24 protein-coding genes are annotated in these 24,173 nt (G+C 65.7%); 22 read left to right on the top strand and 2 right to left on the bottom strand.

Features of this window, described 5'->3' with window-relative positions; genetic code table 11:
- Positions 1 to 8: 8 nt before the first annotated feature.
- From K359_RS0116770 to K359_RS0116755, 4 genes are all read left to right on the top strand, one after another.
- On the top strand, positions 9 to 191 hold the full coding sequence (locus K359_RS0116770; RefSeq protein ID WP_029080383.1) for a hypothetical protein: 183 nt from the start codon (positions 9 to 11) through the stop codon (positions 189 to 191).
- Positions 192 to 314: 123 nt separating this feature from the next.
- On the top strand, positions 315 to 1,217 hold the full coding sequence (locus K359_RS0116765; RefSeq protein WP_029080382.1) for a DnaJ C-terminal domain-containing protein: 903 nt from the start codon (positions 315 to 317) through the stop codon (positions 1,215 to 1,217).
- A complete protein-coding gene (locus K359_RS0116760; protein ID WP_029080381.1) occupies positions 1,214 to 1,489 on the top strand; it encodes a chaperone modulator CbpM in 276 nt (91 codons plus the stop codon). Before K359_RS0116765 ends, K359_RS0116760 begins: the two co-directional genes overlap by 4 nt.
- A 40-nt stretch (positions 1,490 to 1,529) precedes the next feature.
- Complete coding sequence (locus K359_RS0116755) at positions 1,530 to 1,754, top strand: hypothetical protein (RefSeq protein ID WP_021081495.1); 225 nt, start codon at positions 1,530 to 1,532, stop codon at positions 1,752 to 1,754.
- A 17-nt stretch (positions 1,755 to 1,771) separates the two neighbouring features.
- On the opposite strand, the gene ybaL is transcribed toward K359_RS0116755, so the two are convergent.
- Entirely contained in the window at positions 1,772 to 3,505 is a 1,734-nt protein-coding gene (gene ybaL / locus K359_RS0116750) for a YbaL family putative K(+) efflux transporter (protein ID WP_029080380.1), read from the bottom strand.
- A gap of 114 nt (positions 3,506 to 3,619) precedes the next feature.
- On the opposite strand from ybaL, the gene K359_RS0116745 reads away from it, so the two are divergent.
- The 18 genes from K359_RS0116745 to K359_RS0116665 all read left to right on the top strand — a co-directional run bounded on the left by K359_RS0116745 (position 3,620) and on the right by K359_RS0116665 (position 23,096).
- A complete protein-coding gene (locus K359_RS0116745; protein ID WP_029080379.1) occupies positions 3,620 to 4,285 on the top strand; it encodes an HAD family hydrolase in 666 nt (221 codons plus the stop codon).
- A gap of 9 nt (positions 4,286 to 4,294) precedes the next feature.
- Positions 4,295 to 5,248, top strand: coding sequence for a sugar-binding transcriptional regulator (locus K359_RS0116740; protein ID WP_029080378.1), 954 nt, complete (start codon positions 4,295 to 4,297; stop codon positions 5,246 to 5,248).
- A gap of 341 nt (positions 5,249 to 5,589) precedes the next feature.
- A complete protein-coding gene (locus K359_RS0116735; protein ID WP_029080377.1) occupies positions 5,590 to 6,903 on the top strand; it encodes a sugar ABC transporter substrate-binding protein in 1,314 nt (437 codons plus the stop codon).
- A gap of 134 nt (positions 6,904 to 7,037) precedes the next feature.
- Positions 7,038 to 7,910, top strand: coding sequence for a carbohydrate ABC transporter permease (locus K359_RS0116730; RefSeq protein WP_029080376.1), 873 nt, complete (start codon positions 7,038 to 7,040; stop codon positions 7,908 to 7,910).
- A 4-nt stretch (positions 7,911 to 7,914) separates the two neighbouring features.
- Positions 7,915 to 8,745: a carbohydrate ABC transporter permease gene (locus K359_RS0116725; RefSeq protein ID WP_029080375.1), complete on the top strand. Its 831-nt coding sequence runs from the start codon at positions 7,915 to 7,917 to the stop codon at positions 8,743 to 8,745.
- Positions 8,746 to 8,761: 16 nt separating this feature from the next.
- Positions 8,762 to 9,769, top strand: a complete 1,008-nt coding sequence (locus tag K359_RS0116720) for an ABC transporter ATP-binding protein (RefSeq protein ID WP_029080374.1) — start codon at positions 8,762 to 8,764, stop codon at positions 9,767 to 9,769.
- Between the two features lie 88 nt (positions 9,770 to 9,857).
- A complete protein-coding gene (locus tag K359_RS0116715; protein WP_029080373.1) occupies positions 9,858 to 10,631 on the top strand; it encodes an SDR family NAD(P)-dependent oxidoreductase in 774 nt (257 codons plus the stop codon).
- Between the two features lie 42 nt (positions 10,632 to 10,673).
- Positions 10,674 to 12,326: an FGGY-family carbohydrate kinase gene (locus tag K359_RS0116710; protein ID WP_029080372.1), complete on the top strand. Its 1,653-nt coding sequence runs from the start codon at positions 10,674 to 10,676 to the stop codon at positions 12,324 to 12,326.
- A gap of 12 nt (positions 12,327 to 12,338) precedes the next feature.
- Complete coding sequence (locus tag K359_RS0116705; protein WP_029080371.1) at positions 12,339 to 13,277, top strand: carbohydrate kinase; 939 nt, start codon at positions 12,339 to 12,341, stop codon at positions 13,275 to 13,277.
- A gap of 115 nt (positions 13,278 to 13,392) precedes the next feature.
- The gene (locus tag K359_RS0116700) at positions 13,393 to 14,823 is read left to right on the top strand and encodes an amidase (protein WP_029080370.1); all 1,431 of its coding nucleotides are present in this window, start codon (positions 13,393 to 13,395) and stop codon (positions 14,821 to 14,823) included.
- A gap of 76 nt (positions 14,824 to 14,899) precedes the next feature.
- Entirely contained in the window at positions 14,900 to 15,850 is a 951-nt protein-coding gene (locus tag K359_RS0116695; protein WP_029080369.1) for an ABC transporter permease, read from the top strand.
- Entirely contained in the window at positions 15,847 to 16,743 is an 897-nt protein-coding gene (locus tag K359_RS0116690) for an ABC transporter permease (protein ID WP_029080368.1), read from the top strand. The genes K359_RS0116695 and K359_RS0116690 overlap by 4 nt, the downstream gene beginning before the upstream one ends.
- Before the next feature lie 2 nt (positions 16,744 to 16,745).
- Positions 16,746 to 17,744 carry an ABC transporter ATP-binding protein gene (locus tag K359_RS0116685; protein ID WP_035976680.1) on the top strand — a complete coding sequence of 333 codons (999 nt, stop codon included), beginning with the start codon at positions 16,746 to 16,748 and terminating at the stop codon, positions 17,742 to 17,744.
- The gene (locus tag K359_RS0116680; protein ID WP_051346158.1) at positions 17,741 to 18,775 is read left to right on the top strand and encodes an ABC transporter ATP-binding protein; all 1,035 of its coding nucleotides are present in this window, start codon (positions 17,741 to 17,743) and stop codon (positions 18,773 to 18,775) included. The genes K359_RS0116685 and K359_RS0116680 overlap by 4 nt, the downstream gene beginning before the upstream one ends.
- A gap of 55 nt (positions 18,776 to 18,830) precedes the next feature.
- Positions 18,831 to 20,321 (top strand): ABC transporter substrate-binding protein, encoded by a 1,491-nt coding sequence (locus K359_RS0116675; protein WP_029080365.1) that lies wholly within the window; start codon positions 18,831 to 18,833, stop codon positions 20,319 to 20,321.
- Positions 20,322 to 20,370: 49 nt separating this feature from the next.
- Positions 20,371 to 20,658: a hypothetical protein gene (locus K359_RS61280; RefSeq protein WP_156928526.1), complete on the top strand. Its 288-nt coding sequence runs from the start codon at positions 20,371 to 20,373 to the stop codon at positions 20,656 to 20,658.
- A gap of 74 nt (positions 20,659 to 20,732) precedes the next feature.
- Positions 20,733 to 22,442: a PQQ-binding-like beta-propeller repeat protein gene (locus K359_RS0116670; protein WP_084518417.1), complete on the top strand. Its 1,710-nt coding sequence runs from the start codon at positions 20,733 to 20,735 to the stop codon at positions 22,440 to 22,442.
- 87 nt (positions 22,443 to 22,529) lie between these two features.
- On the top strand, positions 22,530 to 23,096 hold the full coding sequence (locus K359_RS0116665; protein WP_245284632.1) for a c-type cytochrome: 567 nt from the start codon (positions 22,530 to 22,532) through the stop codon (positions 23,094 to 23,096).
- A 38-nt stretch (positions 23,097 to 23,134) separates the two neighbouring features.
- Here K359_RS0116665 and K359_RS57250 read toward each other — a convergent pair whose 3' ends face one another.
- On the bottom strand, positions 23,135 to 24,049 hold the full coding sequence (locus K359_RS57250) for an ankyrin repeat domain-containing protein (RefSeq protein WP_165125714.1): 915 nt from the start codon (positions 24,047 to 24,049) through the stop codon (positions 23,135 to 23,137).
- Positions 24,050 to 24,173: the final 124 nt, after the last annotated feature.

Here is a 24,173-nt window from a genome sequence, read left to right as displayed (position 1 = left end):
GGACAGTCATGGCACAGAGTCACGGTGGCAGCGGACAGCTTGACGACGGCAAGCCGCGCCTGAGCGAGGACGACATGCAGCGCGCTTTGCTCGGTCCGCGGGGCGTGCCGGGCAAGCCGGATCCCGCCAGGATGACGCCGCAGCAGGAAAAGAACTTCCCGAAATATCTTGACCCCGGGCATACGGCGTAGCGCGGCCGTGACGTGAACGCACGCTGCGTCGCCCATTCCTGGGCGACGCGGAGCGCTCTTGCAAATCGCCTGCTTTTGCGCCCTCATGATTGCAGGTGCACTCACGGTGTTGCGGAGCAGGTTGTGAGAAATCCGTACGAGGTTCTTGGCGTCGCGCCTGCGGCATCTGCGGCCGATATCCAGAAGGCCTATCGCAAGCTGGCGAAGAAGCTGCATCCGGATCTCAATCCGGGCGACAAGGCGGCCGAGGAAAAGTTCAAGGAAGTCGCGGCGGCGAACGATCTGCTCTCGGACGCCGAGAAGCGCAAGCGCTTCGATGCCGGCGAGATCGACGCCAGCGGCGCCGAGCGGCCGCAGCATCGTTACTACCGGGATTTCGCCACTGCGGATGGCGCGCATCCCTACGCCGACAGTTCCGGCTATGCAGACTATATGGACCAGGAGGACGCCTTCGCCGAATTGCTCCGGCGCAGCGAGCAGGCGCGCGCCAACCGCCGTGGCCGCGATTTGCATTACAGCCTCGCGATCGACTTCGCGGAATCGATTACCGGTGCGAGCAAGCGGCTGACGCTTCCGGATGGCGGCACGCTCGACGTCACGATCCCGCCGGGGCTCGTCGACGGCCAGGTCATTCGCCTGCGCGGCAAGGGCATGCCCGGCAGCGGTAAAGGCGGACCCGGCGATGCGCTGATCGAGGTCGAGGTCCGCCCCGATCCGCGCTTCACCCGCGAGGGCGACGATATCACGCTGGAATTGCCGATCTCGCTGTCGGAGGCCGTGCTCGGCGGCAAGGTCCGCGTTCCGACGCCGACCGGCGCCGTCACCATGACGGTGCCGAAGGGATCCAACACCGGCACCACGATGCGGCTGCGTGGCAAGGGCGCGCCCCGGCTCAGTGGCGGCCAGGGTGATGAGCTCGTCAAGCTCAAGGTGGTGCTGCCGAAAGGACCCGATCCCGAGCTCGAGGCGTTTGTTTCGACGTGGGACAGAAAAGCATTCAATCCGCGCGAGGAAGGTGCGTCATGAACAAGCAGCAGTTCCTCATCGATGCGGGTCTGGAGGTGCAGACCCTGGAGTTCTGGATCGAGCAGCAATGGCTGGTCCCGGAAGAGGCCGCGAGCGAGATCAGCTTCTCCGACACCGATTTGGCGCGTGCGCACCTGATCCAGGATCTGAAGGGCGATTTCGGCGTCAATGACGAGGGTATCGACGTCATCCTCCATCTGGTCGATCAGCTGCATGGCCTGCGCCGCGCGTTCGAGCAATTGCACAAGGACATCGCGTCACAGCCTCGCTAGCAGCCCTGCATACGACGAACCACAGCCACGGGAGACGATCATGACGGACAAGCCGACGCCGCTGGCCCATGGCGAGATCGACGTTCTGATCCTGCAGGCGCTGGTGCGCAAGCTGATCGCAAAGGGTGTACTGACGCCGGACGACGTCCGCGCGATGCTGTTCGAGGCTGCGAAGAATCTCGATCTCGTCGGCAGCGAACTGACGACGGAAGCCGCCAACATCATCGTGCAGGAGGATCTGGCGCCCGCGTTTCTTGGCGGCTGAGTGCGTCCGCTGCGCCCTCAGGCCGCCGAGTCCTGCTCGGCCGCCCGCGCATCCGGTGTGGCGGCACCCGGCCGCGCCCGTTCCAGCTCCTCGATCATGCCGCGGGCGATCTCGCGCTCGCCCATGATCACGATGTCGGCCCCCAGGCCCGTCAGATGATCGACCTCGGCGTCGGAATGCGCGCGTGCGATGATCTGGATGTCGGCATTCGCCGCGCGGACCTGCTCGACGATCTGTCCGGCTTCGAACGCTTCGGGAATCGCAATGACCAGCGATCGTGCACCGACGGGATTGGTCGCGCGTAGCACGCTGGCGCGTGCGGCGTTGCCCATCAAGGCCTCGATGCCGCGCTGCCTGAGTTTGGCGACCATGTCGTCGGACGCCTCGACCGCGAGGAACGGCGCGTTGCGCTGATGCAGGGCGTCGCCGACGATGCTGCCGACCCGGCCGTAGCCGACCAGGATGGTGTGGTCCTGCAGCTCGGTAACCGGGATCGCCTCTGAGGTCGCAACGGTCGGCGATGCCGCTTGCGGCTTCTCCAGCCGCGACGTCAGCCAATCGACGACCGCGAACACCAGCGGATTGAGCATGATCGAGAAGATCGCGCCGGCCAGGATCAGGTCGCGGCCGGCCTTCGGCAGTAGATTGAGCGCAACGCCGAGCTCCGCCAGGATGAAGGAGAATTCGCCGATCTGGGCGAGGCTCGCCGAGATCATCAGGGCGGTCGCCATTGGGTGACGGAACAGCACGACGATCAAGAGCGCGGCGAGCGATTTGCCGACCACGATGACGAACAGCGTCGCGACCAAGGGCCACGGTTCGCGGACCATGCTGAGCGGATCGAACAGCATGCCGACCGAGACGAAGAACAGCACCGCGAAGGCGTCGCGCAGCGGCAGGGTTTCCTGGGCGGCGCGCTGGCTGAGCGGCGATTCCCGCAGCATCATCCCGGCGAAGAAAGCGCCGAGCGCCAGCGAAACGCCGAACAGCTTGGTCGCGCCGAACGCGATGCAGAGCGCGATCGCAAGCACGGCCAGCCGAAACAGCTCGCGCGATCCGGTGTGCGCGATGTAGTGCAGCACCCACGGGATCAGCCGCCGTCCGACCACCAGCATCAAGGCGATGAACACGGCGATCTTGACCAGCGTCAGCACCAGCACGCCGGTCAGTCCGAGGCCGAACCGGGTGGCGAGCGGATCGGAGACGAGCGCTGCGCCGTCGCCGCCCTGGAAGCTCGCCACCGCCGGGAACAGCACCAGCGCGAGCACCATGGCGAGATCTTCGACGATCAGCCAGCCGACCGCGATCTTGCCGCGTTCAGTATCCATCAGCCGGCGCTCCTGCAGCGCACGCAATAGCACGACGGTGCTGGCCACCGACAATGCCAAGCCGAACACCAGGCCGGCGCCGACAGTCCAGCCCATCAACAGCGCCAGGCCGAGGCCCATCAGAGTGGCGACCGCGATCTGGGCAATCGCGCCGGGTACCGCGATCGCGCGCACCGACAACAGGTCGTTCAGCGAGAAATGCAGGCCGACGCCGAACATCAGGAGGATGATACCGAGCTCCGCGAGCTCGGTCGCCAGCGCCTGATCGGCGACGAAGCCGGGCGTGAAGGGGCCAACGGCGACGCCCGCGAGCAGATAACCGACCAGTGGCGGAACCCGGAAGCGCTGGGCGATGGTTCCGAAGACGAAAGCGAGGCCAAGTCCCGCGACGATGGTCGCGATCAGAGGTGTGTCATGCGGCATTTCGCCTTGTCGCACAGCATGTCCGGTGGTGCACCGCGACCATTTGAGGCGCGGCATTCCGCGCGGAAATTGTGATCTATTGCTCATGACGTGAGCATATGATCTCATGCGAGGATGGATCTGCGGCTTCCCGAGACCGATCTCGTCATCTTCGACTGCGACGGCGTGCTCGTCGACAGCGAGGGGTTGAGCTGCCGCTGCCTCGCCGAGGCGATGGTCCAGGCCGGCATCGCGATGAGTACCGAGCGGGCGCTCGAACTCTTCCTCGGCCGCAGCAGTGCGGCCGTGATCGAATATGCCGAGGCCGCGGGAAGGCCATTGCCTGCGGCCTTCCTGCCTGATCTGGCGGTGCAGGTGCGCGAGACATTCCGATCCCAGCTCAAACCGATCGCAGGCGTCGCAGCGGTGCTCACCGATTTGCGCCTGCCGTCTTGTGTCGCTTCGTCGAGCGAGCTTGAGCGGGTGAAGTTCTCGCTGGAGCTGACGGATCTTGCGGCTAGCTTTGGGCCGCGGCTTTACACTTCCCAGATGGTCAAGCATGGCAAGCCGGCGCCGGATCTGTTTCTGCATGCGGCAAGCGCGATGGGCGCCGAGCCGCGCCGCACCCTTGTGATCGAGGACAGCGTCAGCGGGGTGACGGCGGCGAAGGCGGCGGGCATGAAAGTGTGGGGATTTGTCGGCGGCGCCCACTATCGGTTGGCGGATGGCAGTGCTCTGCTGCGGCAGGCCGGGGCGGATCGAATCTTCGCCGCGATGACGGATTTCTGGATGGAAGGCTGACACACGACTATGGCTGCGCCCGACAACGAAAAGTCTCGCCGCGACGATGCGGCGCGCGCCGGCTGGCTGTATTTCATCGCGGGCCACACCCAGGACGAAATTGCAAAAATGCTGCAGGTGTCGCGCGCCTCGGCGCAGCGCCTGGTGTCGCTGTGCCTGGCGGAGCGGCTGATCACCTTTCGCCTCGAACACCCAATCGCCGCCTGCATGGAGCTGGCGTCCCGGCTGAAGGCGCGGTTCGATCTGGTGCATTGCGACGTGGTGCCATCAGACCCGGCGGCGCCGCTGTCGAATGCAGGAATTGCCGAGCGCAGCGCCAATCTGCTTGAGGTGACGCTGCGCTCGGAGACGCCTGTGATCGTGGCGCTCGGCACCGGTCGCGCGGTGCGCGCCGCGGTTGAGCGGGTCTCGCCGATCGAGCGGCCCGATCACCAGATCGTCTCGCTGGTCGGCAACATCTCCGCCGACGGCTCGGCGAGCTTCTACGACACGGTGGGACGGCTCGCCGATCGCACCGGCGCGCGCCATTACCCGATGCCGCTGCCGTTTTTGATGTCGAGCGAGGATGAGCGCAACCGCATGGTGCGCATCGACCCGATCGCGCGGGTGAGGGCGGTCGCCGCCAAGGCCGATCTCCGGCTGATCGGCATCGGCCAGATGGACCAGAAGGCCCAGGTTCATGTCGACGGCTTCGTCACCCGTGAGGAACTCTTGGAGATGATGCGGCTCGGCGCAATCGGCGAGGTGACCGGTTGGGCCTATGACGCCAAGGGGCGCCTCATCAAGGGCGGCACCAACAAGCGCCTGACCAGCATTCCGCCGCAGATTCCTGCGGAGCAAACCACGATCGCGGCGGCGGTCGGCGCCGCCAAGGTGGCGGCAATCAAGGCCGCGCTGGCGGGCCGGGTGATCAACGGCCTGATCACCGATGAGGCGACCGCGCGCGCGGTGCTGGATCGCTAGGCGCCACGAGTCGGTGCACTCCCTCTCCCGCTTGCGGGGGAGGGTTGGGGTGGGGGTCTATCCTCGGGTCGTATTGTGGAGAGAGCCCCCACCCGGATTGCATCGGAGATGCAATCCGACCTCCCCCGCAAGCGGGAGAGGTGCACATTGGGCGCTGCTCCAGCTCAATCCAATTCCAGTCGGCCGCTCTCTTCGCTTCCGCAAAAACCTCCATTCCAGGCTGTAGTGGAACCCGTAATCGCGTGGGACGGCGCACCCGCACGCTTGACAAAATTTGGCGACAGGATGAACATACGCCCAACACGTGGGCATATGCTCAACGTGACATAAGGGAGGTCACCTTGAAAAACGTCCTTTGCGCCGTTGCGGGCGCGGCTGCTCTTTTGATCTCTGCCCCCTCGATCGCCCAGACCACGCTGACGGTGGCGACCGTCAACAACGGCGACATGATCCGCATGCAGGGGCTCTCCAGCGAATTCACCGCGAAGAACCCCGACATCACTGTCAAATGGGTGACGCTCGAGGAGAACGTGCTGCGCCAGCGCGTGACCACCGACATCGCCACCAAGGGCGGCCAGTTCGACGTGCTGACCATCGGCACCTATGAGGTGCCGATCTGGGCCAAGAAGAACTGGCTGGTGCCGCTCGACAAGCTCGGCGCCGACTATGACGTCGGCGATCTCCTGCCGAAGATCAAGGACGCGGTCTCGGTCGACGGCAAGCTCTACGCCGCGCCGTTCTACGGCGAGAGCTCGATGGTGATGTATCGCACGGACCTGTTCGACAAGGCCGGCCTGAAGATGCCGGAGAGCCCGACCTGGGACTTCGTGGTCGACGCCGCCAAGAAGCTGACCGACAAGTCGGGCGGCGTCTACGGCATCTGCCTGCGCGGCAAGGCCGGCTGGGGCGAGAACATGGCGTTCCTCACCGCGATGGCCAACTCCTTCGGCGCGCGCTGGTTCGACGAGAAGTGGGAGCCGCAGTTCAACTCGCCGGAATGGAAGAAGACGCTGACGACCTATGTCGACCTGATGAAGCAGGCCGGCCCTCCCGGCGCCAGCTCCAACGGCTTCAACGAGAACCTCGCGCTGTTCAACGCCGGCAAATGCGCGATGTGGATCGATGCCACGGTGGCGGCGTCCTTCGTGAGCAATCCGAAGGAGTCCAGGGTCGCCGACAAGGTCGGCTTTGCGCTGGCCCCGAACACCGGGCTCGGCAAGAACGCCAACTGGCTGTGGGCGTGGAGCCTCGCGGTCCCCGCCGGCTCGAAGAAGGTCGAGGCGGCCGAGAAGTTCATCGCCTGGGCAACCGGCAAGGACTACACCAAGCTCGTCGCCGCGAAGGACGGCTGGGCCAACGTGCCGCCTGGCACGCGCGCCTCGCTGTACAAGAACCCCGACTATCTGAAGGTCGCCCCCTTCGCCAAGCTGACGCTGGCCTCGATCGACTCGGCCGATCCGAACAAGCCGACCGTGAAGCCGGTGCCGTATGTCGGCGTGCAGTATGCGGCAATCCCTGAATTCCAGGGCATCGGCACCCAGGTGGGGCAGCAATTCTCGGCGGCGCTCTCCGGCTCGACCACAGTGGATGCGGCGCTCTCGGCTGCGCAGTCCGCGACCGAGCGCGAAATGAAGCGCGCGGGCTACCTCAAGTAAAACACGCCCAGACAAAGCCAGGGCGCAGCACGCGCCTTGGCCGCCCGACCAGCTCAAACCTCCCGGGCTGGGCCACTCGCGACCATCCTGTCCCGCAACGGGATGGTCGCTCCTTTCGACAGAAGGAGGCGGGGATGGCGACCCAGCAGACCCAACTGCTCGCACGGACACTGCTCACGCCCGCGGTGGCGCTGCTGTTCATCTGGATGATCGTGCCGTTGGCACTCACGATCTACTTCGCGACCCTGCACTACAATCTGCTCGATCCCGGCTCCGAACAATTCGTCGGGTTGGAGAATTTTCGCTACTTCCTGACCGATCCAGCCTTCCTCGCCTCGCTGCAGAACACCCTGGTGCTGGTCGGCTCGGTGCTCGCAATCACGATCATCCTTGGCGTGCCGCTGGCGCTGCTGCTCGACCAGCAGGTGGTCGGGCTCTCCATCGTCCGGCTGATGGTGATCGCGCCGTTCTTCGTGATGCCGACGGTCAGCGCGCTGGTCTGGAAGAATCTCCTCATGCATCCGGTGTCGGGCCTGTTCGCCTGGATCGCACATTTGTTCGGCTTGCCTGCGATCGACTGGTTCAATGATGCGCCGCTGTTCTCGGTGATCCTGATCATCTCCTGGCAATGGCTGCCGTTTGCGACCCTGATTCTGCTCACCGCGCTGCAATCGCTCGACGAGGAGCAGAAGGAGGCCGCCGAGATGGACGGCGCGAGCGCGATCTCGACCTTCATCTACATCACGCTGCCGCATCTGGCGCGTCCGATCACGGTGGTGATCCTGATCGAGACCATCTTCCTGCTCACGGTGTTCGCGGAGATTTTCGTCACCACCGGCGGCGGCCCCGGCCTGCAGACCACCAACATCGCCTTCCTGATCTATTCGCAGGCGCTGATCCAGTACGACGTCGGCAGCGCCTCGGCGGGCGGCCTGGTCGCGGTGGTGCTCGCCAATATCGTCGCGTTCTTCCTCGTTCGTATCGTCGGCCGGAATCTGGAGGCGTAACGTCATGGCACGGAAGGTCACGACACGGAACAAGGTGATCTCGACGGCGGCGGCCTGGCTGGTCGGCTTCCTGATCTTCTTCCCGATCCTCTGGATGGTGCTGGCGAGCTTCAAGACCGAGCTGGAGGCCTTCGCGATTCCGCCGTCGTTCCTGTTCTTCCACTGGACCACGGAGAACTATGCGACCGTGCAGGAGCGCAGCGACTATATCCATCACGCGCTCAACTCGATCATCATCGCCGGCGGCTCGACCTTGATCGCGATGCTGATCGCGATCCCGGCAGCGTGGTCGATGGCGTTCTCGCCGACCAAGCGGACCAAGGACGTGCTGCTCTGGATGCTCTCCACCAAGATGATGCCGCCGGTCGGCGTGCTGGTGCCGATTTATCTGATCTTCCGGACCTTCGGCCTGCTCGACACCCGCTCTGGCCTGATCTTCATCCTGTGCCTCGGCAATCTGCCGATCGTGATCTGGATGCTGTTCACCTATTTCAAGGAGATCCCGAAGGATATCCTCGAGGCGGCGCGGATGGACGGCGCCACGATCGGGCGCGAGCTGATCTACGTGCTGACGCCGATGGCGGTGCCGGGGCTGGCCTCGACCTTGCTGCTCAATCTGATCCTGGCGTGGAACGAGGCGTTCTGGACCCTCAATCTGTCGACGCTCGAGGCCGCGCCGCTCACCGTGTTCATCGCATCCTATTCGAGCCCGGAAGGATTGTTCTGGGCGAAACTGTCGGCGGCGTCGACGCTCGCGATCGCGCCCATTCTCGTGCTCGGCTGGTTCAGTCAGCGGCAGCTCGTCCGCGGCCTGACCTTCGGCGCGGTCAAGTAGCAGAAAGGCTTTTGCCATGGGTCAGATTACGCTGCAGGGTGTGCAAAAATCGTTCGGGCCGGTCCACATCATCAAGGGCGCCGACCTCGAGATCGCCGACGGCTCGTTCGTCGTCTTTGTCGGTCCGTCCGGCTGCGGCAAGACCACGCTGCTGCGGCTGATCGCGGGGCTGGAAGACGTCACCGGCGGCGCCATCCTGATCGACGGACGTAACGTGGTCGACGTGCCGCCGGCCAAGCGCGGGCTGTCGATGGTGTTCCAGTCCTACGCGCTCTATCCGCATATGAGCGTGCGCGGCAACATCGCGTTCGGCCTGAAGATGGCCGGCATTGCCAGGGACGAGATCAACCGCAAGGTCGAGGCCGCCGCGGCGACCCTCAACCTTACGCCCTATCTCGACCGCAAGCCGCGCGAACTGTCAGGCGGCCAGCGCCAGCGCGTTGCGATCGGGCGCGCCATCGTGCGCGAGCCGAAGGCGTTCCTGTTCGACGAGCCGCTGTCGAACCTTGATGCTGCGCTGCGCGTGCAGATGCGGCTCGAGGTGACGCGATTGCAAAAGCAGCTCGGCACCACGGCGATCTATGTCACCCACGACCAGGTCGAGGCCATGACCATGGCCGACAAGATCGTGGTGCTGAACGGCGGCAAGATTGAGCAATATGGCTCGCCGCTCGAACTCTACGAGAAGCCGGCCAACCTGTTCGTCGCCGGCTTCATCGGCTCGCCGAAGATGAATTTCGTCACCGGCGAGCCCGCGAAACAGCAGGGCGCTGCGACGATCGGCGTGCGGCCCGAGCATCTGAAGGTCGAGCGCGACGGGCAAGGCGGCTGGCCCGGCACGGTCTCGGTCGCCGAGCATCTCGGCAGCGACACCTTCCTCTACGTCGACGCCGGACCGCAGGGCATGCTGACCACGCGCTATGTCGGCGAGCTTGACCTGCATCCCGGCGATCGCGTGTCGCTGATCCCGGATCCGGCGCGCATCCATCGGTTCGACGACAGCGGAAAATCGATCCACGCGTAACACATGGACGAACCTCCACCGTCGATCTCGCTCTGGCCGGGGCACCATGCCCGCGATGATCGCGGGCCTCAGGCAAAGGAAGAAGAAAATGTATCTCGAGAAATTCAAACTCGGCGGCAAGACCGCCATCATCACCGGCGCCGGTCAAGGCATCGGGCTTGCTTGCGCCGAAGCGCTGGCGGAGGCCGGCGCCAAGGTCATCATCGGCGACCGCGACGCCAAGGTCGCCAATGATGCGCAGGCGGCGCTGAAGGCCAAGGGCTTTGACGCCGATATCGCGCCGATGGACGTGACGGATTCCGGCCGCGTCTCCGCGGTCGCCGACGAGCTGGTCCGCAAATACGGCAAGGTCGATATTCTCGTCAACAATGCCGGCATCGCGCGCAGCGAGGCGCCGGCCGAGACCGTGACTGACGAGCATTGGCTCAACGTCATCGACGTCAATCTGAACGGAACCTTCTGGTGCTGCCGCGCCTTCGGCAACCACATGCTGAAGGCGAAGTCCGGAACCATTGTCAATGTCGGCTCGATGTCCGGCTTCATCGTCAACAAGCCGCAGGAACAATGCTTCTACAATGCCTCCAAGGCCGCGGTGCACCATCTCACCAAATCGCTGGCGGCCGAGTGGGGCGCGCGCGGGGTTCGCGTCAACGCGGTGGCGCCGACCTATATCGAGACCCCGCTGAACGCGTTCGTGAAGAACAGCCCCAGAATGTACGACGCCTGGATCGGCGGAACCCCGATGGCGCGGATGGGGCAGGTCGACGAGATCGCTTCCGTCGTTTTGTTCCTCGCCTCCGACGCCGCGAGCCTGATGACCGGAAGCATCGTTCTTGTCGATGGCGGCTACACTTGCTGGTAGGGTTGCGCCGAACGATCAGGCTCAACAAAAGATAGAGCGGTCATGCGGCAAGCCTATATCGGGGTGGACGTCGGGAGCACCAGCGCCCGGGCGGGGGTATTCGACGAGGCCGGGAAGCTATTGGGGTCGGCCCGGCATCCGATCCGGGTCTGGCATGAACCCAGCGATATCGTCGAGCAGTCGTCCGACGATATCTGGGCGGCCTGCGTCGCCTCCGTCCGCAACGCGATGCGCGAGGCTGCGGTTTCCGCCGAGCAGGTCAAGGGTATCGGCTTCGATGCCACCTGCTCGCTGGTCGTGCTCGACAAGGCCGGACGACCACTCACCGTCAGTCCGTCCGGCGATCCCGCGCGCAACGTCGTGGTGTGGATGGACCACCGCGCGATGGACGAGACCGAATTCGTCAATGCGACCGGTGACCGCGTACTGCGCTATGTCGGCGGCGCCATCTCGCCGGAGATGGAGATCCCAAAGATCCTCTGGCTGAAGCGGCATCTGCCAGCGACCTTCGAAGCCGCCGGCCACTTCTTCGATCTCGCCGACTACCTCTCGTTCCGTGCCACCGGCTCGCAGGCGCGCTCGACCTGCACCGTCACCTGCAAATGGACCTATGTCGCCGGTGAAGGCGGCTGGAGCGAATCGTTCCTCAAGCGGGTCGGGCTCGAGGCGCTCGCAGCCGACCGCTTTGCTCGGATCGGCGCCGAGATCGTCCCGCCCGGTTCGCCGCTCGGCCGCGGGTTGTCGGAGGATGCCGCGCGCGAACTCGGCCTGCTGCCGGGAACCGCGGTCGGCGCCTCGCTGATCGACGCGCATGCCGGCGGCGTCGGCGCGATCGGTGGCCGCGATGGCTCCGGCGCCGAGGTCGATGTCGGCAAGCGGCTCGCCTACATCATGGGAACGTCGGCCTGCATCATGGCGACGACGGTCGATCCCTGCTTCGTGCCGGGTGTCTGGGGGCCGTATTTCTCAGGGATGGTGCCGGGCTTCTGGCTGAACGAGGGCGGTCAATCTGCGGCGGGGGCCGCGATCGATCACCTGCTTAAATCGCATCCGGCGCATGCCGAGGTTTTGGCCGCTGCGAAGCACGACGGCGTCGATGTCATCGAGTACCTCGAGAAGCGCATCCTGGCGCGTGCGGGCGACGCCGGCACGGCGGCGCTGCTCGCGCGCAATGTTCACGTCCTGCCGGAATTCCTCGGCAACCGGTCGCCCTATGCCGATCCGGGTTCGCGCGCCGTGATCGCGGGGCTCGATCTCGACACCGACGTGTCGGCGCTGGAGCGGCTGTTCATCGCCGGCCTGTGCGGGCTTGCCTATGGCCTTGCCGACGTCATCGACGCGCTGCAGGCCCACGGCGTCAGTGGCAAGACCATCGTGATCGGCGGCGGCGCCAGCCGCAGCCCGCTGGTGCGCCAGATCATGGCCGACACCACCGGCTACACGGTGGCGTTGCCGCAGACTCAGGAACCCGTGCTGCTGGGCGCTGCGATGCTGGGCGCGGTCGCCAGCGGCGCGCATAATTCGATCAACGCCGCGATGGCCGGCATGTCGGCGCTCGGGCGATTGAGTGAGCCGACCAGGCCCGAGTTGGCCGAGTTCCACCGCAAGAAGCGCGGCGTGCACAAGATGCTGCGGGAGCTTGATCGCGACAGCCGCGAGGCGATGAAGCGGGCGCCCGGCGAGGCGCCCAGTTAAGGTGTTTGCACCATGCTGCTGTGTTGCGGAGATGCGCTGATCGATTTCCTGCCGTCACGGACGGCGGATGGACGCGAGGCCCTGACGCCCGCGGTCGGCGGCTCCTGTCTCAATATCGCGATCGGCAGCGCCCGGCTCGACGTTCCCACCGGCTTCGTCGGCGGCATCTCGACCGATACGTTCGGCCGGATGATCGCCGATCACGCCGCGGCCTCGGGCGTCGATCTCGGCCGCGCGACGCGCAGCGATCACCAGGCAACGCTGGCCTTTGCGCGCGTGACCGGCACCGAGACGCAATACGCTTTCTATGACGCGGATACCGCGTCGCGGAACTGGACTTACCGGCGCGACGCGATCGCGCTTGATGGCGTCACCTGCCTTCACACCGGCTCGACGACGCTGGTGCATGACAAGGGCGCGGCCGAGACGCTGGCCTTCATCGAGGATATCAGGCCGAACGTGACGATCTCGCTCGATCCGAACTGCCGGCCGAACCTGGTCAAGGACAAGGACGCCTATCGCACGCGCATGCTGGCGTTCTGCGACAAGGCCGACATCGTAAAAATGTCCGATGTCGACTTCGCCTATCTGTTCGGCGACGAGGCCTATGCCGAGAGGGCGGAGGCGCTGCTGTCGGCCGGCGCATCGCTCGTCGTCATCACGCGCGGCAACAATGGCGCCAGCGCCTGGCATCGCCAGGCTGGGTCGATCGAGGTCGAGTCGCCTGTGGTGAAGGTCGTGGATACGATCGGCGCCGGCGACAGTTTTCAGGCGGCGCTGCTGGCCGCGCTGCATCGGCTGAACCGGATCGCGCGACAGCAGCTGCGCGAGATCAACGCGGCGGAGCTCACGCGCGCGCTGTCGTTCGCCTGCAAATGCGCCGCCTTCACCTGCACGCGCGCGGGCGCCGATCCGCCGCGGAGCCGGGAATTGCCTGCGGACTATTGGTAGGCCATGCGCGATTGGCCGCGTGGCATGCCGCCATGCGCCGGAGGTGATGGACTTGCCGCGTGCTGCGCGGCACGATGCGGCCGTCGACCACGTCTGATGCGAGCGCCTGGTTCCGATGAGCGATGATCTCTGTCTGCAGCCTGCCGTTGAGCTTCGTGGGCGCATCGCCCGCAAGGAGGTCTCTCCAGTCGAGCTCACGGCGGCCGTGCTTGCCCGCGCCGAGCGGCTGCAGGGCGACCTGAACTGCTTCATCACGCTGTGCGCCGACGAGGCGATGGCGCAGGCGAAGGTCGCGGAACGCGAGCTCATGGCGGGCGAGCCGCTCGGCCTGCTGCACGGCATTCCCTTCACCGTGAAAGACATCGTCAGCACCAAGGGCGTGCGCACGACCTTCGGTGCGGTGCCGTACCGGGACAATGTGCCCGATCATGACGCCGTGGCGGTGGCCCGGCTCCGTGCGCAGGGCGGAATATTGATCGGCAAGACCACGACGCCCGAATTCGGCAGCAAGTGCCTGACCGACTCGCCGCTGTTCGGCCGCACCCGCAATGCGTGGAGCGCCGAGCGCTCGAGCGGCGGCTCCAGCGGCGGCGCGGCGGTGGCGGTCGCAAGCGGCATCGCGCCGCTGGCGGTTGCGACCGACGGCGGCGGCTCGACCCGGATTCCGGCGGCCTGCAACGGCGTGGTCGGGATCAAGCAGAGCAACGGCGTGATCCCGCACAGTCAGGTGCAGGACGCCTTCGGCAACCAGACCTATGTCACGCCGACCACCCGTACCGTGGCCGACACCGCGCTGATGATGCAGGCGATGGCGGGCGAAGACCCGTCCGATCCGTGGTCGATCGGCGTGCCGGTGCCCGACTATCTCGACCTCGCGACGCCGCGCGGCGATCTCCGGGGCAAGCGGGTGCTGTTCTGCCTGTCGCCGCCGGGCCGCCCGGTGACATCAGATGTCGCCGCCGACTTCAAGGCGAGCCTCGACCGCCTGGCCAGCCTCGGTGCGGAACTCGAGGAATTTTCCGGCGACGGCTTCGACATCGAGCCGATCTGGCGCGCCATCAATCACACCGTCTGGCGTACCCGTTTCGAAAAGCTCGCCGCCGATCACCCCAATGACCTCAGCCCGACCTTCCTGAAACAGCTCGCGCTCGCCGCTGAGGTCAGCGGCGTCGAGTACCAGCAGGCGATGTTCGACCGCACCGCGCTGTTCCGCCGCGTGCAGTCGCTGCTCGTGCGCGGCGATTATCTGGCGATGCCGACGCTGACCCGAACGGCGCTGCCGATCGATCAGGACCTGTTCGGCACCATCGACATCGACGGCCAGAGCTTCGACAGCGTGCGGCCGCACTGGTTTCCCTGGACCATGCTGTTCAACATGACCGGGCACCCCGCGGTCAGCATCCCCTCCGGCTTCGGCCGCGATGGCCTGCCGATCGGCCTGCATCTGGTCGGCCGCTTCCGGGCCGATGCGGAACTGCTGCGCGTCGCGGCGCTGTTCGAACAGGCGAGCGACCTGCTCGGCCGCTGGCCGGCCATCGCCTCATGAACGGCGCGGCGAGGGGCTTGCATTCGCTCGCGAACATGTTGAAACCTGCGGCCTGTTCCTTGCACCCCGGGCGCGCATGAGCGTTTTCTTCCTGCGGCGGATCCTGACCCTAGTGGCGACGCTGCTCGCGGCGTCGCTGATCATTTTCCTGGTGCTCGACGCGCTGCCCGGCAATGCCGCCCAGATGCTGATGGGCGCCGACGCCTCGCCCGACGCGGTGCGCGCGCTCACCGTCAAGCTCGGGCTCAACCAGCCGATCACGGTTCGCTATCTGCTCTGGCTCAAGGGCATGGCGGTCGGCGATCTCGGCAACAGCTATGTCTATGGCACGCCGGTGGCTTCCCTGATCGCGGAACGGCTGGTGCTGACCATCCCGCTTGCGATTATGTCGATGTCGATCACGGTGGTGCTGGCGCTCGCCGCCGGCATCTACACCGCGGCCAACCACAACAAGCTCGGCGATGTCGGCGTGATGTCGCTGACCCAAATCGGCATCGCGCTGCCGAATTTCTGGTTCGCGATCCTCTTGATCCTGCTGTTCTCGGTGAAGCTGCAATTGCTCTCAGCCGGCGGATTTGCCGGCTGGGACGACGGCATCTGGCCGGGCGTCAAGTCGCTGCTGCTGCCCGCGATCTCGCTCGCCGTGGTGCAAGCCGCGATCCTCGCCCGCGTCACACGCTCGGCGGTGCTGGAGGTGCTGCGCGAGGATTTCGTCCGCACCGCGCGCGCCAAGGGGCTCGGCAAGCGCGAGGTGCTGTGGCGCCACGTGCTGCGCAACGCCATGATCCCGGTGATGACGGTGATGGGGCTGCAATTCGCCAATCTCTTGGCCGGCACCATCGTGATCGAGAACGTGTTCTATCTGCCCGGCCTGGGACGGCTGATCTTCCAGTCGATCGCCAACCGCGACCTGATCGTGGTGCGCAACTGCGTGATGCTGCTGGCGGCGATGGTCGTCATCGTCAATTTCGTGGTCGATATGCTCTATGCCTTCATCGACCCGCGCATCAAGGTTGCCAACCTGTGAGCGCGCCGCTGACCGCTTCCGCCGGTACGCCGGCCGTTTCCGCGGGCGCGAGGCCGGCGACCGGATTCTGGCGCCGCGCATTGCATCATCGCAGCTTTGTGCTCGGCACGGTGTTGAGCCTGCTCGTGCTCGGCGCGGCGCTGCTGTCGCTGGTCTGGACGCCGTGGTCCGCCTATGACATCGACGTCGCCTCGAAACTGCGGCCGCCGTCGGCGGCGCACTGGCTCGGCACTGATGTGTTCGGCCGCGACATCGTCTCGCTGCTGCTGGTCGGAGCGCGCTCCACCATCATGGTCGGCGTCATTGCGGTCGGCATCGGCCTGAGCTTTGGCGTCTGCCTCGGCCTAATCGCCGCGGCGCGCAAGGGCTGGACCGAGGAGCTCATCATGCGGATGAGCGACTTCACCTTCGCTTTCCCTGCGGTGCTGTCGGCGATCATGTTGGCCTCCGTCGCAGGTCCGGGCATGGTGACGTCGATCACCGCGATCGGCATCTTCCAGATTCCGACCTTCGTCCGCGTCACCCGCGGTTCGGCCAATGCGATCTGGGCCCGCGAATTCGTGCTGGCCGCGCGCGCCGCGGGCAAGGGCTCGTTCCGCATCACGATCGAGCACGTGCTGCCGAACATCCTGTCGATCCTGATCGTGCAGGCGACGATCCAGTTCGCGCTCGCGATCCTAGCCGAGGCGGCGCTGTCCTATCTCGGGCTCGGCACCCAGCCGCCGCAGCCGTCCTGGGGCCGCATGCTCAACGATGCGCAGACGCTGCTGTTCCAGTCGCCGATGCTGGCGGTCTATCCGGGCATGGCGATCGCGATCGCGGTGCTCGGCCTCAATCTGCTCGGCGACGGCTTGCGCGATCTGCTCGATCCCCGTCTGGCGCGGGAGCGTTGAGCATGAATGACGCGCCGCTGATCGAGGTGAAGGACCTTGGCGTCCGGCTCAACACCAGCCGCGGTCCGGCGCAGGCGGTGCGCGGCGTCTGCTTTGCGCTTCGCCGCGGCGAGACACTGGGGCTGGTCGGCGAATCCGGTTGCGGCAAGTCGGTGACGGCGCTGGCGCTGATGGGCCTGTTGCCCGACAGCGCCGTGATCAGCGGCAGCATCCGGCTCGACGGTTCGGAGCTCATTGGTTTGCCGGATGCGGCCTATTGCAAGCTGCGCGGCAACCGCATCAGCATGATCTTCCAGGAGCCGATGACCGCGCTCAATCCGATGCACACGATCGGGCATCAGGTCGCCGAGCCATTGCGGCGTCACACCGGAATCTCGGCGGCTGCAGCGCGCGGCGAAGCGATCGCCTTGCTCGACCGCGTCGGGCTGCCCGATGCGGCAAAGCGCGTCGATGCCTATCCGCACCAGTTCTCCGGCGGCCAGCGCCAGCGCATCACAATCGCGATGGCGCTGGCCTGCCAGCCCGATGTGCTGATCGCAGATGAGCCGACCACCGCGCTCGACGTCACCATCCAGGGCCAGATCCTCGATTTGATCGCCGATCTCGTCGCGGAGCGCGGCATGTCGATGATCCTGATCTCGCACGATCTCGGCGTGATCGCCGAGAATGTCGAGCGCATGATGGTGATGTATGGCGGCACCGTCGTCGAAAGCGGCGAAACCAGCGCCGTATTCACGCGGATGGGCCATCCCTACACCCAGGGCCTGTTCCGCGCCCGCCCGCGGCTCGGTGCGCGCAAGGGGACGCGGCTGAAGACCATTGCCGGCACCGTGCCTGAATTGGCGGACTTGCCGGCCGGATGCGCCTTCGCCGATCGTTGCACGATCGCCGAGGAGCGCTGCCGCGCGGCGCTGCCGGCTGTGGTGGATGTTGGCGCGGCGCATGGCGTGCGCTGCATCAGGACCGATGTCTCGATGGCCGCCGGGGGCGTTGGCGCATGACGGTGCTGGAACAGGCATCACCCGCGCTTGCGACGCCGCTGCTCGAGGTGACGGATCTCGCGCAACGTTACACCCTGCCGCGTGAAAGCCTGTTCAAGCCGGCGGCGCAGGTGCGCGCGCTCAACGGCGTCACGGCGCAGGTCATGCCGGGCAGGAGCCTCGGCGTCGTTGGCGAGTCCGGTTCGGGCAAATCGACCTTTGCGCGGCTGGTGATGGCGCTGGAGCGGCCAACATCGGGCTCGGTGTTGCTGATGGGCCGTGATCTCAACCAGATGCCGCCGGATGAGCTGCGCCGCGCCCGCCGCGATTTCCAGATGGTGTTCCAGGATCCCTATGGCTCGCTCGATCCGCGACAGACCGTTGCGCGGATCGTTGCCGAGCCGTTGACCGCGCTCGGGCGCATCGATCGCGCTGGCTTGCGCGAGCGCGTCGCCGCGGTGCTGCGGCAGGTCGGGCTGCGCGATGCCGACATGGACAAGTTCCCGCACGAGTTCTCCGGCGGCCAGCGCCAGCGCATCGCGATCGCGCGCGCGCTGATCACCCAGCCGAAGCTGATCGTGGCCGATGAGCCGGTCTCCGCGCTCGACGTCTCCGTGCAGGCGCAGGTGCTCAATCTGATGCAAGACCTGCAGGACGAATTCGGTCTCAGCTACATCCTGATCAGCCACGACCTCGCGGTGGTCGATCTGCTCTGCGACGAGATCGCGGTGATGTATCAGGGGAGGATCGTCGAGCAGGGGCGGTCCGCCGATTTGTTCGCCCACAGCGCCCATCCCTATACGCGTGCGCTGCTCGATGCGGTTCCGCGCGCCCGGGCCGGTGGTATCAGGCGCCGCCGCGGCGCGCAGGCGATCGGCTCACAGGCATCGGCTGCGACCGGGTGCTCCTACGCGCCGCGCTGTCCCATGGCGGACCAGCATTGTCGCGAGACCGCGCCTGCGCTACGCACGGTGGGAGAGGCCCACCTGGCTGCCTGCCATCACGCCGAAGCCGTGATTTCACTGCCGCCTGTGGTCGCGGAGGCCGGTTAGTCCTTTGTGCGGGTTAGCCTAGGCTGATGGAAGAGCACGTTCGGGGAGCAGACCAATGTTGAGGAAATTGTGCGTCATCGCGGCGGCCGCCGCGCTCACCGCCGCGCCGCTGCCGAGCCTCGCGCAAGGCAAGAAGGACAGCGTCGTGATGGGCATGACGCTGGAGCCGCCGGGGCTCGATCCGACCAACGCGGCCGCCGCGGCAATCGCTGAAGTTACGCTCTACAACATCTATGAGACGCTGACCAAGATCAACGAGGACGGCTCGGTGTCGCCACTGCTCGCGGAGAGCTGGCAGGCGTCGCCCGATCTTAAGACCTACACCTTCAAGCTGCGCAAGGGCGTCAAATTCCACAATGGCGAGCCGTTCGATTCCGCGGCGGTGAAGTTCACCTACGAGCGCGCCGCGGCGCCGACCTCGACCAATAAGGACAGGAGCCTGTACCAGGCCTTCACGTCGGTGACGGCACCTGATGCGGAGACGATCGTGGTCGCGCTGAAATACTCCGAGCCGAACCTGCCGTTCCTGCTCGGCCAGGCGTCGGGCTCGATCGTCGAGCCGAAGAGCGCGCCGACCGATGCGACGCAACCGGTCGGCACCGGGCCCTACACACTCGGCAGCTGGACCAAGGGCTCGTCGATCACGCTGGTGAAATGGCCGGAGTATCGCAACGCCGCCGCCATCAAGCTCGCCAAGGTGACGATCCGCTTCATCGGCGATCCCGCTGCCCAGGTCGCGGCGCTGCTGTCGGGCGATGTCGACGCGTTTCCGCGGGTTGCGGCGGCGCGCAGCCTGGCGCAGTTCAAGGCCGATCCGCGCTTCAACGTCCTGATCGGCGGTAGCAGGGCAAAAACCATCGTCGGCATCAACGAGCGCAAGAAGCCGTTCGACGACGTCCGTGTCCGCCGCGCCATCCTGGCCGCGATCGACCGCAAGGCGATGATCGACGGCGCGGTCGATGGTTTCGGAACGCCGATCGGCAGCTTCTATGTGCCGGGATCGCTCGGCTATGTCGATACCACCGGCATCAATCCCTACGATCCGGAGATGGCCAAGAAGCTGCTGGCCGAGGCCGGCGTCAAGACGCCGCTCGAGCTCAGCCTGAAACTGCCGCCGCCGTCTTACGCGCGGCAGGGCGGCGAGATCCTGGCGGCGCAGCTCGCCAAGGTCGGCATTGTCGCCAAGATCGAGAACGTGGAATGGGCGCAGTGGCTGTCGCAGGTCTTCACCGGTCCGCACAATTACGACCTCACCATCGTCGCGCATGTCGAGCCGTTCGATCTCGTGAAGCTGACCGAGCCCGACTACTATCTCGGCTACAAGTCCGAGGCGTTCAACGCGCTCTACCAGCAGATCATGGCGACGCCGGCGGAGGCCGACCGCGCCAAACTGCTCGGCGACGCGCAGCGCATGCTGGCGACCGACGCGGTGGCCGGCTTCCTGTTCCAGCCGCAATTCATCTCGATCGCCAGCAAGAAGCTGAAGGGCGTGTGGAAGGAAGTGCCGCAATTCGAGAACGATTTCTCGACCTGGTCCTGGGAGTAATCTCACCGGCTGAGGTCAACGACCTCGGCCGGGCGCCAGGACTTGCGCGGTGCCGTCGCTTGACGCGCAGTCTCATTTTGCGTGCTGCGGCTGCGAAGGCGAATTCGTCCAGCCAACCCTGAAGGCGCCGGAAGTTACCGATATCACTTGGATTGATGCCGACGCGCGATCGCTGCGGTTCGGCAGCGCGAACCTATGCTGTTGCTGCTTCGCATTGAGCGCATCGATTGTCTTTATGAACGACAGCGCTAACATGAAACCCGTCCATCGATACCTGTCGTTGTTTTTTCATCATCTATTGCAGCGCAACCAGGCCATCAGCGGTGCGCGCTCGTGACGGCGGCCAGGCCTCGAAGGGGAAGTAGCAAACTCCATCCCTGATAGTGCAACCAAGAAATAACGGGGGAAATCATGACTGTGAAAGGGCTGGCGGCATTCGCCGCAGCGGTCGGCGTTGGCGTGTTGTCCACCGCCGCCATCGGACAGGAAGTCAAGCAGGAGAAGCAGTCGGTCCTGGGGAACGCCAATGTCCCCCCGGTGACCCAGGAGCAGCTTAATGCTGCCGACAAGAACGCAAAAGACTTCCTGCTCACCAACGGCAATTACGCCCAGACGCGCTTCTATCCGGGCAAGCAGATCAGCCGCGACAATGTGAAGAACCTGCACGTCGCCTGGATTTTCCAGACCGACGTCAAGGAGTCGCTTGAGACATCGCCGATCGTCGTCGACGGCGTGATGTATGTCACGACGTCGTTCAGCCATGTCTATGCGCTCGACGCCAAGACCGGCCAGCAGCTCTGGCACTATGCCCACAAGATGGGCCCGATCACCGTCTATTGCTGCGGCCCCAACAATCGCGGCGTCCAGGTGCTCGGCGACCGGGTCTATCTGGCGACGCTCGATTCCAAGCTGATGGCGCTGAATGCCAAGACCGGCGAGGTGGTCTGGACCACCAACATCGCCGATCCCGAGCTCGGCTACAGCGAGACGATGGCGCCGACCGTGGTGAAGGACAAGGTGCTGATCGGCACCAATGGCGGCGAGTACGGCATCCGTGGTTTCGTGCGCGCCTATGACGCCAAGACCGGCAAGCAGCTCTGGAATTTCAACACCATTCCCGAAAACTCCGTCGGTGTCTGGGCGACCAAGGACGCCACCGGCCGCGACATGCATCGCAATATCCAGGCCGAGAAGGACATGCTCGCCAAGATCGGCGATCCCTATGCCAAGCTCGGCGGCGGCGTGTGGCAGAACCCATCGGTCGATCTCGCGACCAATCGGATCTACTTCGTCGTCGGAAATCCGTCACCCGACCTCGACGGCTCGAACCGGCCCGGCGACAACCTCTACACCAACTCGCTGGTCTCGCTCGATCTCGACACCGGCAAGTATGTCTGCCACTTCCAGTACATCGCCCATGACGTCTGGGATCTCGACGCGGTCAGCCCGACGGTGCTGGTCAACGTCAAGGACAAGGACGGCAAGACCATTCCCGGCGTCATCCATGCCGGCAAGACCGGGCACATCTATGTGCACGATCGCAAGGACTGCAGCCTGATCCGCTTCTCCGAGGCGATGGTGCCGCAAGAGAACATGTGGGTGCTGCCGACCAAGGAAGGCGCGCGCATGCTGCCCGGCGCCAATGGCGGCGTTGAATGGTCGCCGATCGCGACCGACCCGGGGCAGGAGCTGGCCTACGCCATCAACCTGCACCAGCCGATGACCTACCACGTCGAGAGCTCGGCCTATCCGAACGGCAAGCTGTGGCTGGGCGGCGCCTTCAAGGTGATCCCGAGCGAGAAGCAGTCGGGCAACATCACGGCGGTGAACTACAACACCGGCAAGATCAAGTGGCAGGTCAAGACGCCCGAGCCGATGATCGGCGGCATCCTCGCCACCGCCGGCGGCCTGGTGTTCACCGGCGAAGGCAACGGCAAGTTCGCGGCCTACAATTCCTCCAACGGCAAGGAGCTGTGGAGCTTCCGTGCCGGCGCCGGCGTCAATGCGCCACCGTCGAGCTACATGATCGGCGGCAAGCAATATATCGTGGTCGGTGCGGGCGGTAACACCCAGATCGATTACAAGCGGGGCAACAACATCATCGCCTTCACGCTCAACTGAGCCGGGCGTGATGCATAATCACGTTCGCAAACATTGACGGCGAGGCGGGACCAGTTCGGTCCCGCTTCTGTTTCTTCGGATGAGCAGATGTTCGGCAGATTGATGATTTGTAGCGCCGCGCTGTTGCTGATGGCGGCCGAGGTGCGCGCGGAGACGATCGCGGAGAAGGTGCAGGTGTGCGCCGGCTGCCATGGCGAGAACGGCAAACCCATAGACAAGACCATTCCGACGATCTGGGGCCAGCAGGCCGGCTATCTCTATATCCAGCTCCGCGATTTCAAGCGCGGCGACCGCAAGAGCGAGATCATGCAGCCGATCGCGACGCAGTTCGAGCGCGACGACATGCTGGCGATCGCGGAATACTTCTCGCAGAAGCCATGGCCCGATCTCGGCCAGCCCAGTGCGCCCAAGGACGTCGCGGAGAAGGCGGTCAGCGCCAGCCGCTCGGTCGGCTGCCCGGCCTGCCATCTCGACCGCTTCCAGGGCGACGGCACGGTGCCGCGGCTTGCCGGCATGGGACGGGACTACCTTGCGAAAACCATCGCCGATTTCCGCACCCGCGCGCGCGGCAACAATCCCGGCATGTCCGACCTGATGCTGGCAACGTCACCCGACGACCTCGCCGCGCTGGTGGAGTATCTGGCGGGGCTGTGAGTGGGCGCGGGCGAGGGGGCGCGTCGCCTTCGCGATTGCTAGCGCGGCGTCAGCTCCTCGCGCAGCGCCGACAGGATGGTGAGGTCGGCGGCGTGCTTGCCGGCCTTGTCGGCCAACGCAGCATCGGCGCCATGGGCGAGCAGCGCCTTGGCAATCGCGGGATGATTGCCTTCGGCGGCGATCATCAGCGCGGTGCGTCCGCGCGCATCGCGATCGTCGACCCTGGCACCCGCATCGAGCAGATACGAAACAATTTCGAGCGCCTGCGCCTCCGGCACGGTCTCGTCGGGTCCGGCGGCCCACATCAAGAGCGTGAGATCGTTGGCGTAGCGCGCGTTGACGTCGATACCGAGCGCGAGCAGCTGCTTGACGATGCCGAGCTGGCCGCCGGCCGCCGCATACACCACCGGCGGCTTGCCGGTGTCGTCAGCCTTGCGGCCGTCGGCGCCGTGTGCGAGCAGCATACGCACCACCATGTCCCTGCCGGCATAGGCGGCGGCCGCGACCGGTGATGCGCCGCTGCGGCCGGTGAGATTGACGTCGGCGCCGCGGTCGATCAGGCGCTGCACGATCGCGGCATGGCCGCGCTCGGCGGCAAAATACAGCGCGGTCGATCCCGCGAGGTTGCGTGCATCGACCGGCGCGCCGCGCGCCAGTAGCAGGTCGACCATGTCGAGATGGCCGGAGCGGGCAGCGTGGCTCAGCGGCCGTGCGCCCAGCCGGTCCCGCGCATCGACCGAGGCGCCGTGATCGAGCAGCTCAGTGGCGAGATTGATGCAGTCGGCACTGGCGGCCGCAAACAAGGTCAGCGAGATCTCGACCGCGCTGAGCTGGGCCTTGTCGGTGTCGTATTTGCGGATCAGCTCGCGGCACCGCGCCGGATCGGCCGCCGCGAGGCTGCTCTGGATGCTGCCGGCAACAAGCAGCGCGGCGAGGGCGATGCGGCGATACAATACGTGTCCTCCGTATGGCCTGCTGACAGCATCGCCATTCGGATTGAGCGTCGCATGATCCTTCGTTGCTGCCAAGCCGCGCAGCGATCGAGAGCCGCGCAGCGCCGTTGTGCCGCGCGGCATT

Origin of the sequence: Bradyrhizobium sp. th-b2 (genome assembly GCF_000426785.1) — a bacterium.
GTDB lineage: Bacteria > Pseudomonadota > Alphaproteobacteria > Rhizobiales > Xanthobacteraceae > Bradyrhizobium > Bradyrhizobium septentrionale.
The sequence above is the reverse complement of the archived record's forward strand: the minus strand, read 5'-3'. Positions and strand labels throughout refer to the sequence as shown.

Bases quoted from the DNA above. Each gene is read 5' to 3' on its own strand.
- K359_RS0116770 (WP_029080383.1), top strand. From the start codon at position 9: ATGGCACAGAGTCACGGTGGCAGCGGACAGCTTGACGACGGCAAGCCG.
- K359_RS0116760 (WP_029080381.1), top strand. From the start codon at position 1,214: ATGAACAAGCAGCAGTTCCTCATCGATGCGGGTCTGGAGGTGCAGACC.
- K359_RS0116755 (WP_021081495.1), top strand. From the start codon at position 1,530: ATGACGGACAAGCCGACGCCGCTGGCCCATGGCGAGATCGACGTTCTG.
- ybaL (WP_029080380.1), bottom strand. From the start codon at position 3,505: ATGCCGCATGACACACCTCTGATCGCGACCATCGTCGCGGGACTTGGC.
- K359_RS0116745 (WP_029080379.1), top strand. From the start codon at position 3,620: ATGGATCTGCGGCTTCCCGAGACCGATCTCGTCATCTTCGACTGCGAC.
- K359_RS0116740 (WP_029080378.1), top strand. From the start codon at position 4,295: ATGGCTGCGCCCGACAACGAAAAGTCTCGCCGCGACGATGCGGCGCGC.
- K359_RS0116730 (WP_029080376.1), top strand. From the start codon at position 7,038: ATGGCGACCCAGCAGACCCAACTGCTCGCACGGACACTGCTCACGCCC.
- K359_RS0116725 (WP_029080375.1), top strand. From the start codon at position 7,915: ATGGCACGGAAGGTCACGACACGGAACAAGGTGATCTCGACGGCGGCG.
- K359_RS0116720 (WP_029080374.1), top strand. From the start codon at position 8,762: ATGGGTCAGATTACGCTGCAGGGTGTGCAAAAATCGTTCGGGCCGGTC.
- K359_RS0116715 (WP_029080373.1), top strand. From the start codon at position 9,858: ATGTATCTCGAGAAATTCAAACTCGGCGGCAAGACCGCCATCATCACC.
- K359_RS0116710 (WP_029080372.1), top strand. From the start codon at position 10,674: ATGCGGCAAGCCTATATCGGGGTGGACGTCGGGAGCACCAGCGCCCGG.
- K359_RS0116705 (WP_029080371.1), top strand. From the start codon at position 12,339: ATGCTGCTGTGTTGCGGAGATGCGCTGATCGATTTCCTGCCGTCACGG.
- K359_RS0116700 (WP_029080370.1), top strand. From the start codon at position 13,393: ATGAGCGATGATCTCTGTCTGCAGCCTGCCGTTGAGCTTCGTGGGCGC.
- K359_RS0116695 (WP_029080369.1), top strand. From the start codon at position 14,900: ATGAGCGTTTTCTTCCTGCGGCGGATCCTGACCCTAGTGGCGACGCTG.
- K359_RS0116685 (WP_035976680.1), top strand. From the start codon at position 16,746: ATGAATGACGCGCCGCTGATCGAGGTGAAGGACCTTGGCGTCCGGCTC.
- K359_RS0116680 (WP_051346158.1), top strand. From the start codon at position 17,741: ATGACGGTGCTGGAACAGGCATCACCCGCGCTTGCGACGCCGCTGCTC.
- K359_RS0116675 (WP_029080365.1), top strand. From the start codon at position 18,831: ATGTTGAGGAAATTGTGCGTCATCGCGGCGGCCGCCGCGCTCACCGCC.
- K359_RS0116670 (WP_084518417.1), top strand. From the start codon at position 20,733: ATGACTGTGAAAGGGCTGGCGGCATTCGCCGCAGCGGTCGGCGTTGGC.
- K359_RS0116665 (WP_245284632.1), top strand. From the start codon at position 22,530: ATGTTCGGCAGATTGATGATTTGTAGCGCCGCGCTGTTGCTGATGGCG.